This is a genomic window from Aeromonas sp. S9(2024), assembly GCF_041403185.1.
Taxonomy (GTDB): Bacteria; Pseudomonadota; Gammaproteobacteria; order Enterobacterales; family Aeromonadaceae; genus Aeromonas; species Aeromonas enteropelogenes.
The window spans coordinates 295,909-309,356 of record NZ_JBGLRE010000005.1 but is presented as its reverse complement, the minus strand read 5'-3'; the positions used below and the strand labels follow the sequence as shown (position 1 = coordinate 309,356).

The window sequence follows — 13,448 nt, the reverse complement described above, 5'->3', positions numbered from 1 at the left end:
CGGCAAAAGTAGCAAGCTACTTTCCCGCTGCCGCTCGACTTGCATGTGTTAGGCCTGCCGCCAGCGTTCAATCTGAGCCATGATCAAACTCTTCAATTTAAGTTTGGTTGCTTCGAAAAGCGGCTCAATGAATTGCTGAATTAACTGCTGCAACTTTCGTTGCTTTGGTCACTTCATCAGACATTGAAAATCAAAAATTGTTTTTGATGCTCGATGCTGTGAGTGCCCACACAGATTGCTTGATTCAAATTGTTAAAGAACAGCGCAGCTTTTGGCTGCTGCGGGAGTGGCATTCTACTCAACCGCCTTCTCGAGTCAAGCCTTATTTTCACAGGCTTTTCGAGGCTATCGACCGGCTTGTTTGCGTTGCCGCTTGCCCTGTCGATGGAGGCGCATTATAGAGAGATTGATCACATTGGCAAGGGCCTCAATGCAATAAAATTGCAAAAAAGCGCACTTTTTTAGTTATTCATATCAACACACAGGATTTATACAAATTTATCCACAGCCAGCCTGCTTTTAGATTAAATATGCAGCAGCGCAGTGCTCCCCAAGCCCGTCCACCCAGCTCATCGGCAGGACTCCGAATATAGAAGGCTTATGCCAATCCGGCCTCCTGCACCCAACGGGCGATCAGTTCCCCGGCCGGTAGCTCACGACACCCCGACACATTCTGCCCAGCCCACAGTGGCGAGAAGCCGCGGTCTCCCGCTTTTTCTGCCGCCGCACGCAGCGGCGCCAGGGCGCCACCTGCATGAGGGAAATCGGGCGCCAAGTCTGACAGGGGCCCTAGTTCTTGCATCAGGCGATTGACGATGCCTCTGGCCGGACGGCCGCTGAACAGATTGGTCAGGGCGGTATGATGGCTGTCGGGAGAATGTAGCGCCGCCCGATGCAGCGCTGAGGTGGTGGCCTCCTGGCTGCACAAAAATGCCGTTCCCATCTGCACCGCGCTCGCCCCCAGCGCCAGCGCCGCCTGAATGCCTCTACCATCCACGATCCCTCCTGCGGCAATCACCGGCAGGTCGACGGCTTCTACTATCTGCGGCAACAGGGTGAAGGTGCCCTGCTGCAGGTCGAGATCGTCGGATAGGAAATGGCCACGGTGGCCGCCGGCCTCCAGCCCCTGGGCGATGATGGCATTGGTACCATGGCGGGCCAGCCACTTCGCCTCGGCCACTGTGGTGGCGCTGGCCAGTACGCACGCCCCCATGGCTTTCACCTGGGCCAGCAGTTCGGGCTCGGGCAGACCGAAGTGAAAACTGACGACCGCCGGTTTGAACTCTGCAAGCAGGGCTGCATGTTCGGCATTGAAGGGAGCCCGGCTTGGGGCTGCGACTGCCTCCTCTGCACTGATCCCCAATTCGGCATAGTAAGGTGCCAGAGCCTGCTGCCAGCGCAGCATCTGCTGCGGGTCAGGGTCAGCTTGCCGATGGCAGAAGAAATTGACGTTGAAGGGAGCGTCAGTTGCGGCGCGGATGGCCGTCAGTGCTTTATATAGCTGTTCGGCATTGAGCATGGCGGCTGGCAGAGAGCCCAGCGCGCCGGCACGGCAGGCGGCGATGACCAGGCGGTGATCCTGCACACCCGCCATGGGTGCCTGAATGATGGGGTAACGCAGCCCCAGTTCGACAAACCGGTTCATGGGCGAGCCTCCTCGTTGGCCTGGAGAGGAGTGTCAGCGCTCTGGCGACGAGCCAGCGCAATGGCCCCCTCAATGGCCGCGCGAGCTTGCGGGCTGTTCTGCCAGCAGGTCGAGCCCAGCATGCCGGCCACCAGCGTGACGATATGGCCACTATCGGCCTTCGCGAGTTCACTCAAACTGTGATAGCCCAACTGTTCGAGCCGGCCAATCACGGTAGGCCCGACTCCCTTTACGCTGAGCAGCAGGCCACGTTCCTGCGCCGAAAACTGTTTCATCTCGCCCATGGTTCAGATTCCTTTCCGAAGGTGGTGTGTGCACATCAGGCCCGCGAGGAGCCTGATGTGGGGGTATCAACGAACGCTGCGCAGCAGGAAGTCCGGCTGGCCACAGGAGCGGCGCTCCCGTGTTTGCATCTCGTCCGAGCAGGGAACCGCCTCCGTCCCTTCCTTATTGATGCAGACATAGATCTCCCGCAGGAAACGCCCCCCGTCGGCGCAGGCGATCGTGATGGTGTCCGGCGCCAGCCAGTCGTTGGCCGTGGCCAGATCCGCCTTGAGCTGGAAGCTACTCTTGCGCAGCGGCACCTCTGGGGACTGATAGGCGGCCGGGATGTTCACCCGCTGGCGCAGATCGCTGGCCAGCTGATGGAACTGCTGCTGGGTGAGACCGGAGCAGGTGCCGTGCTTATCCCACTCATGGCGATAGAGAAAACGGCTGGGATAGAGCCCGGGGAAGGCCTCCTCCATCCCGGGATAGAGCTGCTCGCCGGTGCAGTTGCTCGGGTAGCCCCGCTGATATTGCGGCCAAAGCCCGTGCAGCACGAATCCCAGCTGGCGGGAGCACTGCTCCCGATCGGCCGGTTTTACCGCGCAATGCTGCGGCGACCAGGAGAGCGCCATGGCGTAATAGTCAAATTCCCCCGCCTCCCCTTTGGCCTGCACGGCAGCGGAGAACAGCAGGCCTCCCATCAGCAACCCAATCATCTTCTTCATCTTGGTGTTATTCCTCGCAGCCACTTGCGCTTGGGATGCTCCAAATGTCACCCCTGTTGACCCATGCTCCCATATTAAAGCGGCAGGCAACAGCCACCCCGGGCCGGAACGTGACAAGGGTCAGACCAGTGAGGGGTTTCCCAAGGCGATATCGAGGCGTAAGCTGGCCAACCGGTAGACTCCCCGTCCACCAGCTGACAATCCTTCATGGCAACCACAGGATGTAACATGATCCGCAAGAATCCCTCCGGCCACCTGCCGGTCATCGACGAATCTGCCTATATCGACAAGACCGCCATCATCTGCGGCAAGGTGATCATCAAAGAGAATGTGTTCGTCGGCCCCTATGCGGTGATCCGTGCCGACGAGGTGGATGAGAGCGGCGACATGGAGCCCATCATCATCGGCGCCAACTCCAATATTCAGGACGGGGTGGTGATCCACTCCAAATCCGGTGCCGCCGTCACCATAGGCGAATACAGCTCCATCGCCCATCGCAGCATAGTGCATGGCCCCTGCGAGGTGGGTAACCGGGTCTTCATCGGTTTCAATACCGTGCTGTTCAACTGCCATATCGGTGACGGCGCCGTGGTACGTCACAACTCGGTCATCGATGGCTGCGATCTGCCGCCAGAGTTTTATGTCCCCTCCACCACCCGCATCAACCAGCAGAGTGATCTGACCCACATCCCCCGGGTGTCGGTCGATGCTGCCGAATTCTCGGAAGACGTGGCCCACACCAACATCGATCTGGTCAAAGGCTACAAGGCGCTCTCCAACGAGTTCTGAGGCAGGCCAATCCTGCGATGAAAAACGGGCGCCGCAGCGCCCGTTGCTATTTATGGTTCGTGCTTATGGTGAACACTTCTTCAGACTGATATGCCAGTTGGCCCCGGACTCCACCTGATATTTGGTGGCAAAACTATCCATGTTGAGGGCCACAGAGACCTGCAACAGGCTGTTGAGGTAAACCAGCGGCTGCCCTTCCGGCACATCGCCAAAGCTGCTGACGTAAGGGGCCTTGCCATCATATTTGACGACATCCCCCTGGCTAATCGCGATGCAGGCGGTGTCTCCCTTGTCGATCCCGGCTTTGGTCAGCAGGGCGTCGTCGATATTGGTCCAGACGTTGCCATATTGCACATCCAGAATGGGAATAGTGCCCTTGAGCGTGCCATCCTTCTCGGCCACCGCCGCTTGATAGGGGATAGTCACCACCTCGGCGGGCAGTTTGGGCCCCACCTGCTCGTAACTGATGGTGCCGGAGGCAAGCCGGGCCCCGGTATAGGCGTAAACATCGCGGCCGTGGAAGGTGTAAGACTTTTCGGACCCCTTGAGACGATTGTGCTTCTCATCGATCTGGCGCACCTGATCGATGCCGAAGTGCTCGGCCACCAGAGTCAGGGTGCCGTTGTCCGGCGAGACGATATAGTGGCCACTCTTGGTCTTGAGCACGACTGACTTGCGATCCGTGCCCACGCCGGGATCCACCACGCTGACAAAAACGGTACCCTTCGGCCAATATTGCAGGGTCTGATAGAGGCGGTAGGAGGCTTCCCAGATGTGGTAAGCCGGGATCTCGTGAGTCAGGTCATAGAGCGGCAGGGTACGATCCACCCCGAAGGCCACCCCCTTCATGGCCGACACGGCACCATCCTTGAGACCGAAATCGGTCTGAAACACCAGCGCCTCGTTGGCGGCGGCGACACCGCTGGCCAACATAAAGGCGAGAGCAAGAGCGCGAGGTGCGGTACGAATGTCCATATTGAATCTCCTGAATCTGGTGGAAACGAAGAAAATGGCGACACCATTTGGCCAACCAGACTGTCACCATCGGAATCGTTTGCAAGGAAAAAGCCGTAAAGTGAGTCCTGGCTCGCAGAAAAATTGCTCATCAAACGGCCAGTCGATACCCTCAAGCGACTGACCACCCCACATTGTTCACTGCAGGAGGCGTTGCTATGCCCCTATCCACACCCCGCACTGACTGCCTGCTGCTGGAGATCGGTGAAAAGAGCAGCCAGGTCCGCCTTGATCTGTGGGACGCCACCCTTGCCCCAATTTCGCTGGCCTTTGGCATTCGCGCCATCCAGCCCGGGCCCTTCAGACATGCCCCGCCCACCCCGCTCGAACTGGAGCGCGCCATCATGGTGGTGGAGGATGAGCTGATGCGCATCGCCCTCCGGATCCCGTCCGGAGTGCCGCTGGCGGTACGCAGCCAGCCTTCACTGACGCCAGTGCTGGGGGCGCACCAACTGAGCCGGGAGCACATCGAGCTGATCTTCGGCCAGTTGGCCGCCATGGCGGAAGGGGATCCCCTCGTTGCCAGCCAGCTGCCACGGGATACCGATTTTGCTGCAACGCTGCTGATCATCCGGGAGTGGCTGCATCATCTGGCCAGCGACAGCGTCATCCTCATCGAATAACCGATCGCTTCAGCCTGGGGCAAGGATTGACAGTGGATTCTAGCGGGGTGCCGGTGGCATATACTCCAGCCACACGGACTTCATTTCCGATCAGTGCTGTACTTGACTCATCACACTCATTCCCGAGGAGAAGCCCCGGCCATGATCCGGAACCAGGTTCGCTTTCATCATCCCAAACCGGCACTGCTGGGAGTGATCCTGCTTATCCTGACCGGCCTTGCTTGCGTGTTCTACTACACCTATCTGAACATCCGCCACGACATGGACCTCATCACGGCCAAGCAAGACAACGTGTTCGAGGTTTTCTACCAGCGGGCCAAGATCCTCAAGGTGGAGAACATCACCCACTATCTCGAACAGCACCACGCTCTGGAGCAAGGGAACCCCAAGAGTGAAGAGGGCACCAACTACCTCTATGGCTACGATATCGAGAGCAAGGCCCGCTTTGCCGATATCCCGCTGCAATATCCGGCCGCCAATATTCTCAACACCTTCCGCTATGCCCTCTCCTATCCGGAGGTCATCAATATCTACACCATCTGGAATGACTACCGGCTGCTCGGCATGGTGGCCAATGACGATGTGCTGCCGACCAAACTGACGCCCATTGGCTCCAATATGAGGGCGTTTGCGCCCTGGCATCACTATTTTGGCTGCACCGACTTCATCACCAAGCACAAGCTGTGCAGCAAGGACGAGGCGTTCGTCTCGGATATCGAGGTTGACAGTTTCACCCTGCGCAACACCATAGTGATGTTCTTCCCCTTCGTGCTGGAGCAAAAGAGAAGCGATGCCAAATATGGGTTGCTCGGGATCGACATCGCCGTCGACAAAGCCTTCGAGGATGTGTTGCGCCCGTTCAACGAACTCAACCCGACACGCACCTCCATCTCCTTTGATGCTGCCAAGCCCTGCCCCGCCAGACATATCTGCCTGAGCCAGCCCTTTATGCGCACCAAGGCCGGGACCATTCTCTACCTCAAATGGGCATATTCCTGGCTCGACTTCATCAAGGTGACGCTGCACAGTGCCGCCTTCAAGGTCTATCTGATCCTGTTGCTGCTGATCATGGTCATCGGCAAGCAGCTCTACCAGCGCGTGCGTACCCTGGCCTATACCGATCAGCTGACCCGCTTGCCAAGGCGCGATGTGCTTAACCCGGCACGGTTGCACGAGCACGACTACCTGATGCTGCTGGATATCGATAACTTCAAGTCAATCAATGACATCTATGGCCACAACGCGGGCGATCAAGCGCTGGCCGCCTTCGCCCGCCATCTGGAGGACAATACCCGCAAGATAGATACCGCCATCCGCTGGGGAGGCGAAGAGTTTATCGTGCTGTTCAAGGGGATGGGGGATGACGACATGATGCGCCACTCGGCGGCCCGCTTGCTGGCCAAGCCACTGGCGATCCCTGCCTTGCCGACCCCCATCACCTTCTCGGCCGGCATCATCCGCATTCGCGACTATCTGACGGTCTCGGAGGCCGTACACCTGGCCGACGAGCTGCTCTATCACGTCAAACAGCACGGCAAGCACAATATCGCCTGGTATGAGGGACAGGAGATCCGCCTGATCCGCGAGCCCTCTGCCCAGCCAGCTTCTGCCGATGAGGCGGCTCTGCTACCATCGCGGCCATTGTAATTGGCTTGATCGTAGCCGCCGGCCGCGATAACCCCTATCTGGTGCCCTTATGTCTATTGCTTCTTTTGCCGAACTGGCTCTCTCCCCCCAACTGCTTCAGACCCTGAACGAACTGGGCTATGCCGCCCCAACCCCTATTCAGGCTCGGGCGATCCCCGCCATTCTGGCGGGGCGGGATCTGCTGGCCGGCGCCCAGACCGGTACCGGCAAAACCGCCGCCTTTGTGCTGCCGCTGATTGAACAGTTGCAGAAGGCCCCCGCCGGCGAGATGCGCTCGGGGCGCGCCCTGGTGCTGGTACCGACCCGCGAGCTGGCGGTGCAGGTGCAAGAGAGCGTCGCGCGCTATGCCAAGGGCACAGATCTCACCAGCACCCTCGTCTACGGCGGGGTCAGCATCGCCGCCCAGGTGGAGGCACTCAAATCGGGTGTGGATATCCTGATCGCCACCCCGGGTCGTCTGCTCGATCACCTGCGCCATAGGGCTGTGAGCCTGGAAGCGGTTGCCCATCTGGTGTTTGACGAGGCCGATAGGATGCTCGATATGGGCTTTATGGACGAGATCAAGGCGCTGTTGAAATTCCTGCCAAAGGATCGCCAGACCCTGCTCTTCTCGGCCACTTGCGATGACAACCTGTTTGCCTTGAGCAAGGTATTGCTGCGTGACCCCGAGCTGATTGAAGTGGCACCGCGCAACACCACGGCAGCCGAGGTGGAGCAGCGTGTCTATGCGGTGGACAGCGAGCGCAAGGTGGAGCTGGTGCAGCACCTTATCAAGGTGAAGGGGTGGGCGCCGGCGCTGATCTTCAGCCGCACCCGCCAGGGAGCCGACAAGCTGGCCCAGCAGCTTGGCAAAGGGGGCATCAATGCGCTGGCCTTTCACGGGGACTTGTCGCAAAGCGCACGGGAGAAGGTATTGATCGAGTTTCGCGCCGGCACCCTGCAGGCCTTGGTGGCCACCGACGTGGCGGCACGCGGGCTCGATATCAGCGATCTCAACTATGTGATCAACATGGAGTTTCCCTTTGTGACCGAGGACTACGTGCACCGCATCGGCCGCACCGGCCGCGCCGGCAACAAGGGACTCGCCATCACACTGTTCAGCCCGGAGGACACGCCACTGCTGGAAAAAGTCGAGGCGGTGCTCGACACCCGTCTGCCCCAGCAGTGGTTCCCGGGCTTTGAGCCGGATCTCACCCGCGATATCCCCACCCCGCGCCGCAATGGCAAGGGGGCCCAGAAGCAGAAGGCCAGACGCCAGGCTCTGGGGGGCAATAAAGGCAGCAAAGGACGACGCTAACACCCCACCTCCATAAAAAAGAACGCCCAATCGGGCGTTTTTTTACTGGCGCTTTGGCCTCTTGTTCGGGACACCCACTTTTCCGACTATTTGGGGGACTATTTGGGGACCCCCTCCTTTTTACCTCGTCGGCCCCCCCTTTTTTGGGACACCCACTTTTCTACCTATCTCTGTAGTGAAGACCGAGCTCATCGGCTGGTGATGTGGTTTCAGCAGGATACAGCCAGAATCGTCACCATTTCAGGGCGAGATATGGAAGGCACCGAAAGAAGAGCCAGATAACGGCCAGCCAATAACGCTGGTGTCATGAGACATACCAGGTTGCAGGTGGATTTGGAGTGAAATCAGTGAATTGGCTGATGACATCGTCGCTGTCCACAGTGGTGGGCGTAGCGCTCACGAGCCACACAGTGACCGATGGCCCGGATACCGCTTCGTTTAAACAGCATCACCTGCTTGAGCCAGTCTTCACCGTTGAGTTGCAGCCGTTGCAAGATGGGGGAAAGCGCCTCGGGAAGATAACCCCGCTTGTCACCCCGGATGGCACGGCCGGTCCAGTCGACCAGAATCAGATAGTCGGTGAAGGTGTAGGGGAGTGACCTGGGTTCACCCTTTTGAACAAACGGGAGCAGCAGGGGTGGCAGTTCGGTGGCCTGGGTACGACCCAAGCGCTGGCTGATGCTGGTGTAGTCGCTCTCCTCCGGTGTCTCAGCCAACTTGGCGCGAATGGGATTGAGCTCCACATAGGTCATGCAGGCGAGCAGCGCCGACTCCGTCAACAGGGCCTGGCTCTTGAAGCGTCCCTCCCAGAAGTGGCCCTTGCAGCCATCTTCCTGATTGGCCTGACGGGCCAGCCCTTCGTTGAGCAGACGCACAAACCAGCTGATGGAATAGAGTCGGCCACGCCACTTTTCTATCAGCCCTTGTACCACCGTGAGCTCAGGCTCAATCAGGGCATCCCCCTGATACCAGCGTCGCACCAGCAGCGGCCACTGGAACAGCCCGGCCCATCGCTCGGCCACCTCCCGCTCGCTCCAGCCCTGCGCCTGCTCTGCATCCACTTTCAACACCAGATGATAGTGGTTGCTCATCACGGCATAGGCGCAGATGCCGATGGCAAAGAGCCGAGACAGCTGACCCAGCCTGTCGACCACCCACTGGCGACGATGCTCGTAGCTCTGGCCAGAGTGGGCATCTTCCCCACACAGGAAAGCCCGCCGCACGCAGCGGCTCACCACGTGGTAGTAGGGCGTATCCTGCAGACTGATTTGACGTGAACGGGCGATGGTCATGGCAAGTCCCCTCTCCGCTTTCGGTTAAGCCAAGCAGAGCCTCACGCGGCTGTCAAAGAGGTGGGTGTCCCAGAATCTTTTATCAGCCCCTGCACTACCGAGAGCTCAGGCTCAATCAGGGCATCCCCCTGATACCAGCGGTGTACCAGTAGCGGCCACTGGAACAGCCCGGCCCAGCGTTCGGCCACCTCCCGCTAGCTCCAACCCTGCGCCTGCTCGGCATCCACTTTCAGCACCAGGTGATAGTGGTTGCTCATCACCGCATAGGCGCAGATGCCGATGGCAAAGAGCCGCGACAGCTGACCCAGCCGCTCGACCACCCACTGGCGGCGATGCTCGTAACTCTGGCCCGAGTGGGCATCTTCCCCACACAGAAAGGCCCGCCGCACGCAGCGGCTGACCACGTGGTAATAGGGCGTATCCTGCAGGCTGATCTGACGTGAGCGGGCGATAGTCATGGCAAGTTCCTCGGCAATGAGGCCTCAAGTTCAGCAGAGCGCTACGCCCCTGTCAAAATGGTGGGTGTCCCAGAATCTTATCCCAGAATCTTATCTGTAAAAATAGCTTTTAAATTTACATCTACTCTTGTTAAGTTATATGAAGCAAAGACTCAATGAAATTAAAAAGGCAATAAATTGAAATACATATGGTTGTTTATAGTTGTTGCTGCTCTCATAGTCGGATCGTATGGAAGTGATCTAGAAAAAATTTCATCATGGTTATTAGGTGTAAATTTCACAATTTCTGCCTTCTCAATTAATTTCACATTTTTCGGTCATCAACTATCAAAATACAAACCTTTGTACTCTCATATTAATAGGAGGCAATGGTTAAATATATCCGCAGTGTTGACACTGCCATTCATACCATTGGTTTCTTATTTGTTTGACCCAAATATATTCTCCTATGTTGCTCTAGCTACACTGCCTATCTTATCGTTCTCTGCATTTGACAATGCGATGCTGACAAGCCGATACCTAGACCCTAAAACGTTCATATCAAACGTTTCAAGCATAAAATCCATTGATGGATATATAGCCAGCCTGTCACGTCAAATTAGAAATGAAGCGTCATCACATGATGAAAAAACAGAGATAAACAAAGATAAATTCAGACTTCCACCTCATGGTTATAAATTTCAACCAACCATGCTTGGTTTAGAGAATGATGATATATGGGACTCTATGACTATAGTCATGAAACTCTCAATAGAAAATAATGACTACTCCACTTTCAAGTCGTCTCTTAGTGCTATATTTAGAATTCTTATTAGGTCACATGAATATAAAAATGACAATGATGAATATAAGATCAGCCAAGGAGTTCAATTTGTTACAAGAAAGCGGTTTCGGTCAATTGTAAGTCAAATAATAACGACAGATCATAATGGTGTTTTTTTACAGTCCTTGTCTGGTGAGTTATGTGATTTACTTTCTAAAAAAGAAATTTACAACACTCCGTGCTCCAATTTGACAAGGGCTTTCACATCAGAGGCCATTTGGATTGGGCAAAAAATGCTTGAGTCAAAGGCTATCAGCGAACCATTAAACATTCTCAACGCTGTACAAAACGTTATAGAACAAAATCTGTTTGATTTTAGTCAAAGTGATCTTTCTGAAGTTAGATACAACAACGACTACCATAATATATTCATATACGCCCATGACATTAAAGATTTGGGCGTCTCCGCATTAACAGGGGATAATCCTCACTTTGCTTTTAGGTGCATGGAGAGCCTATCTTATTTAGGTTGCAATGCAGCAAAGTTAGGTTCGACTCAAACTGTAGCTGCAGTATTTGAGTCAATCGTTCATCTTGGCCGAGTTTCTCGTAATTTGGGTATCGGCTGCTTCTGGTCACGATGCTTGATCTCAGCGGAAAGCCACGCTGAGGAATTTCTTGGGCATATATTAACATGGCTCATTCATGATCTTGATGAGAATGGAAAGTTTTTCATGAAGGACTATGCCGAGCAAGCTTATTCTAGGATTCGTGGCGTAAAATGTGTCATAAGACCGAAGCCAAATTCACAACCTATCTTCTGGATTTTGGAGATGAAAGATGATGGAGGAAATACCATTCCTCATATTGAATATGAAGTGGGAATGTACGGCTATTCTGGCCAGTTAGATTATTCAGACTTTAAAAACCTTAAAGAATATACATTAACAGGAATTGGTTCTGGGAGAGAGACAAGAATATTTTACTCTGAACCAATACCTCTAGAGTTATAAAAGATATGTCTTATTTTTATGTGAGTTACATTGCATGTTAAATATAAATAAAGCCCCACAAAGTGGGGCTTTATTTTGGGACTACTGAACCACAATAGGTTCCTTAGCCTCTGCCTCCCAATCACCCCAACGGCGGGGTACGCGGCGGCACCATCCGCTTGCTGCCGGTGGACTCGAAGGCCGAGGCGACGCGCAGCAGGTTGTTGTCGTCATAGGCGCGGCCGGCGAAGGTCAAGCCCACCGGCATACCAATATCGGCCATCACCCCCATGGGGACGGTGACGGTCGGCACGCCGAGGTGGCGAATGGCGAGGTTGCCGTTGGCAACCCAAATGCCGTTGCTCCAGGCGATATCGGCGGAGGCCGGATTCACATCCGCATCGGCCGGGCCGACGTCGGCGACGGTGGGGAACAGCACGGCGTCGAGCTTGAGTCCGTCCATCCAGTCCTCCAGATCCAGCTTGCGGGTCTTTTCAAGCCCGCGCAGGCCATCCGGCACGGTGGCGATCTCATCCCAGGATTTCAGGCCGCGCTTGGCCATATTGACGTATTCGTCCATGCCGGCCGCCAGATCCCCCTCGCGGTTCGGCAGGGTGCCCGGATCGTGGGGGAAGATCTGGGGGCCATCGACATCGGCCAGCTTGTTGAGTTTGGGATCGCCGTTGGCGCGCAGGAAGTCGTCGAACGCCCAGCCGGAGAGCTCCCACAGCTCGTCATTGAGAAACTCAGGGCTCACGATGCCGCGGTTAAACACGGTCGGCGCGCCGGGTCTGTCCCCTTCGCAGTTGGAGACCAGCGGGAAGTCCACTTCGATGACCTCGGCGCCAGCGGCTTCCAGCGCCTGACGGGCATCTTCCCAGAGGGCAATCACGGAGTCGCGGGTATGGATGCGCTGACCGGTCGGGCCACCGATGCCGGGGTTGTCGCTGGTGCCGGCCAGTTCATCCTTGTTGATAAACATGCGCGGCACGCCGAGGCGCTTGCCCTTAAGGGCATCGGGCTTGGCGGCCAGCTCCAGGTAGGAGGCAGGGCGCACCTCTGAGGCCTTGGGGATGGAGACCCAGGGCTGCATGCGCCACAAATCGCCACGGGTGTCGGCATCGTCGGCCACCACCACGTCCAGCACGGCCAAGAGATCGCTCATGGTGCGGGCGTAGGGCACCACCACGTCCATGGTCGGGGTCAGCGGCCAGTTGCCGCGCACCGAGATGACGCCACGGGATGGTGTGTAGGCGCACAGGCCGTTGTTGGAGGCCGGCCCCCGGCCGCTCGACCAGGTTTCTTCGGCAAGGCCAAAGGCGGCGAAGCTAGCGGCGGTGGCGGTGCCGGCCCCGTTGGAGGAGCCGGAGGCAAAAGGCGCTGTCAGGTAGTCGGCGTTGTAGGGGCTCTCGGCGCGGCCATAGACGCCGCGCTGCATGCCGCCGTTGGCCATGGGCGGCATATTGGTTTTGCCCAGGCAAATGGCACCGGCGGCGCGCAGCCGCTCTATGGTGAAGGCGTCACGCTGGGCCACCAGATCTTTAAACGCCGGGCTGCCGGAGGCGGCGGTCAGCCCCTTGACCAGGTAGCTGTCTTTGGCGGTATAGGGGATGCCGTCCAGCGGCCCCAGGGTCTCGCCACGGGCGCGGCGCGCATCGGAAGCTTGCGCCTCTTTCAGGGCATCGGGGTTGCGCACCACGACAGCGTTGAGGCGGGTTTCGGTCTCGGGGCCATCATAAGCCTCGATGCGGGCCAGGTAGGCCTTGACCAGTTCGACCGCCGTGGTGCGGCCGGATTCGAGCGCGGCACGCAGCTCGGCAATGGAAACTTCAGTCACTTCGATCATTGGGGATCTCCTGTAAAAGGGTGACGGTTTGGCGATATCCGCGCAGCGGAGCAGACACCGCGTTGTGATTGCTTGCGAGGGTAGCCGCTG

The 13,448-nt window shown here is 57.1% G+C and carries 11 protein-coding genes, 1 rRNA gene and 1 pseudogene; 5 read left to right on the top strand and 8 right to left on the bottom strand.

Going from position 1 to position 13,448, the window contains the following annotated elements; all coding sequences use genetic code 11:
* The 4 genes from ACB028_RS11255 to ACB028_RS11240 form a co-directional block, all read right to left on the bottom strand.
* A 16S ribosomal RNA gene (locus tag ACB028_RS11255) occupies positions 1 to 99 on the bottom strand; the annotation flags it as partial.
* Between the two features lie 499 nt (positions 100 to 598).
* Positions 599 to 1,645: a nitronate monooxygenase family protein gene (locus ACB028_RS11250; RefSeq protein ID WP_026458350.1), complete on the bottom strand. Its 1,047-nt coding sequence runs from the start codon at positions 1,643 to 1,645 to the stop codon at positions 599 to 601.
* Positions 1,642 to 1,929 carry a hypothetical protein gene (locus ACB028_RS11245; protein ID WP_061476321.1) on the bottom strand — a complete coding sequence of 96 codons (288 nt, stop codon included), beginning with the start codon at positions 1,927 to 1,929 and terminating at the stop codon, positions 1,642 to 1,644. The genes ACB028_RS11250 and ACB028_RS11245 overlap by 4 nt, the downstream gene beginning before the upstream one ends.
* A gap of 66 nt (positions 1,930 to 1,995) precedes the next feature.
* A complete protein-coding gene (locus ACB028_RS11240) occupies positions 1,996 to 2,637 on the bottom strand; it encodes a ribonuclease (RefSeq protein WP_224210310.1) in 642 nt (213 codons plus the stop codon).
* Positions 2,638 to 2,865: 228 nt separating this feature from the next.
* On the opposite strand from ACB028_RS11240, the gene ACB028_RS11235 reads away from it, so the two are divergent.
* On the top strand, positions 2,866 to 3,426 hold the full coding sequence (locus ACB028_RS11235) for a carbonate dehydratase (RefSeq protein ID WP_026457421.1): 561 nt from the start codon (positions 2,866 to 2,868) through the stop codon (positions 3,424 to 3,426).
* Positions 3,427 to 3,489: 63 nt separating this feature from the next.
* On the opposite strand, the gene ACB028_RS11230 is transcribed toward ACB028_RS11235, so the two are convergent.
* Positions 3,490 to 4,401 carry an S-adenosyl-l-methionine hydroxide adenosyltransferase family protein gene (locus ACB028_RS11230; RefSeq protein ID WP_371144304.1) on the bottom strand — a complete coding sequence of 304 codons (912 nt, stop codon included), beginning with the start codon at positions 4,399 to 4,401 and terminating at the stop codon, positions 3,490 to 3,492.
* Between the two features lie 197 nt (positions 4,402 to 4,598).
* On the opposite strand from ACB028_RS11230, the gene ACB028_RS11225 reads away from it, so the two are divergent.
* From ACB028_RS11225 to ACB028_RS11215, 3 genes are all read left to right on the top strand, one after another.
* Complete coding sequence (locus ACB028_RS11225; RefSeq protein ID WP_371144303.1) at positions 4,599 to 5,063, top strand: hypothetical protein; 465 nt, start codon at positions 4,599 to 4,601, stop codon at positions 5,061 to 5,063.
* Between the two features lie 141 nt (positions 5,064 to 5,204).
* A complete protein-coding gene (locus ACB028_RS11220; RefSeq protein WP_371144302.1) occupies positions 5,205 to 6,710 on the top strand; it encodes a GGDEF domain-containing protein in 1,506 nt (501 codons plus the stop codon).
* A 49-nt stretch (positions 6,711 to 6,759) separates the two neighbouring features.
* Entirely contained in the window at positions 6,760 to 8,007 is a 1,248-nt protein-coding gene (locus ACB028_RS11215; RefSeq protein ID WP_371144301.1) for a DEAD/DEAH box helicase, read from the top strand.
* Positions 8,008 to 8,351: 344 nt separating this feature from the next.
* Here the strand turns inward: ACB028_RS11215 and ACB028_RS11210 are convergent, their stop codons facing one another.
* Positions 8,352 to 9,299: a transposase gene (locus ACB028_RS11210; RefSeq protein WP_371144300.1), complete on the bottom strand. Its 948-nt coding sequence runs from the start codon at positions 9,297 to 9,299 to the stop codon at positions 8,352 to 8,354.
* Between the two features lie 80 nt (positions 9,300 to 9,379).
* A pseudogene (locus ACB028_RS11205) lies at positions 9,380 to 9,757 on the bottom strand (alpha-amylase family glycosyl hydrolase); the annotation flags it as partial.
* Between the two features lie 177 nt (positions 9,758 to 9,934).
* On the opposite strand from ACB028_RS11205, the gene ACB028_RS11200 reads away from it, so the two are divergent.
* Positions 9,935 to 11,533: a hypothetical protein gene (locus ACB028_RS11200; protein WP_371144299.1), complete on the top strand. Its 1,599-nt coding sequence runs from the start codon at positions 9,935 to 9,937 to the stop codon at positions 11,531 to 11,533.
* A gap of 121 nt (positions 11,534 to 11,654) precedes the next feature.
* Here ACB028_RS11200 and ACB028_RS11195 read toward each other — a convergent pair whose 3' ends face one another.
* Positions 11,655 to 13,358, bottom strand: a complete 1,704-nt coding sequence (locus tag ACB028_RS11195) for an amidase (protein WP_371144298.1) — start codon at positions 13,356 to 13,358, stop codon at positions 11,655 to 11,657.
* Between the last annotated feature and the right edge of the window lie 90 nt (positions 13,359 to 13,448).

Coding starts and splice junctions, on each gene's coding strand:
- ACB028_RS11240 (WP_224210310.1), bottom strand. CDS start 2,637: ATGAAGAAGATGATTGGGTTGCTGATGGGAGGCCTGCTGTTCTCCGCT.
- ACB028_RS11220 (WP_371144302.1), top strand. CDS start 5,205: ATGATCCGGAACCAGGTTCGCTTTCATCATCCCAAACCGGCACTGCTG.
- ACB028_RS11230 (WP_371144304.1), bottom strand. CDS start 4,401: ATGGACATTCGTACCGCACCTCGCGCTCTTGCTCTCGCCTTTATGTTG.
- ACB028_RS11245 (WP_061476321.1), bottom strand. CDS start 1,929: ATGGGCGAGATGAAACAGTTTTCGGCGCAGGAACGTGGCCTGCTGCTC.
- ACB028_RS11225 (WP_371144303.1), top strand. CDS start 4,599: ATGCCCCTATCCACACCCCGCACTGACTGCCTGCTGCTGGAGATCGGT.
- ACB028_RS11195 (WP_371144298.1), bottom strand. CDS start 13,358: ATGATCGAAGTGACTGAAGTTTCCATTGCCGAGCTGCGTGCCGCGCTC.
- ACB028_RS11215 (WP_371144301.1), top strand. CDS start 6,760: ATGTCTATTGCTTCTTTTGCCGAACTGGCTCTCTCCCCCCAACTGCTT.
- ACB028_RS11210 (WP_371144300.1), bottom strand. CDS start 9,299: ATGACCATCGCCCGTTCACGTCAAATCAGTCTGCAGGATACGCCCTAC.
- ACB028_RS11235 (WP_026457421.1), top strand. CDS start 2,866: ATGATCCGCAAGAATCCCTCCGGCCACCTGCCGGTCATCGACGAATCT.
- ACB028_RS11250 (WP_026458350.1), bottom strand. CDS start 1,645: ATGAACCGGTTTGTCGAACTGGGGCTGCGTTACCCCATCATTCAGGCA.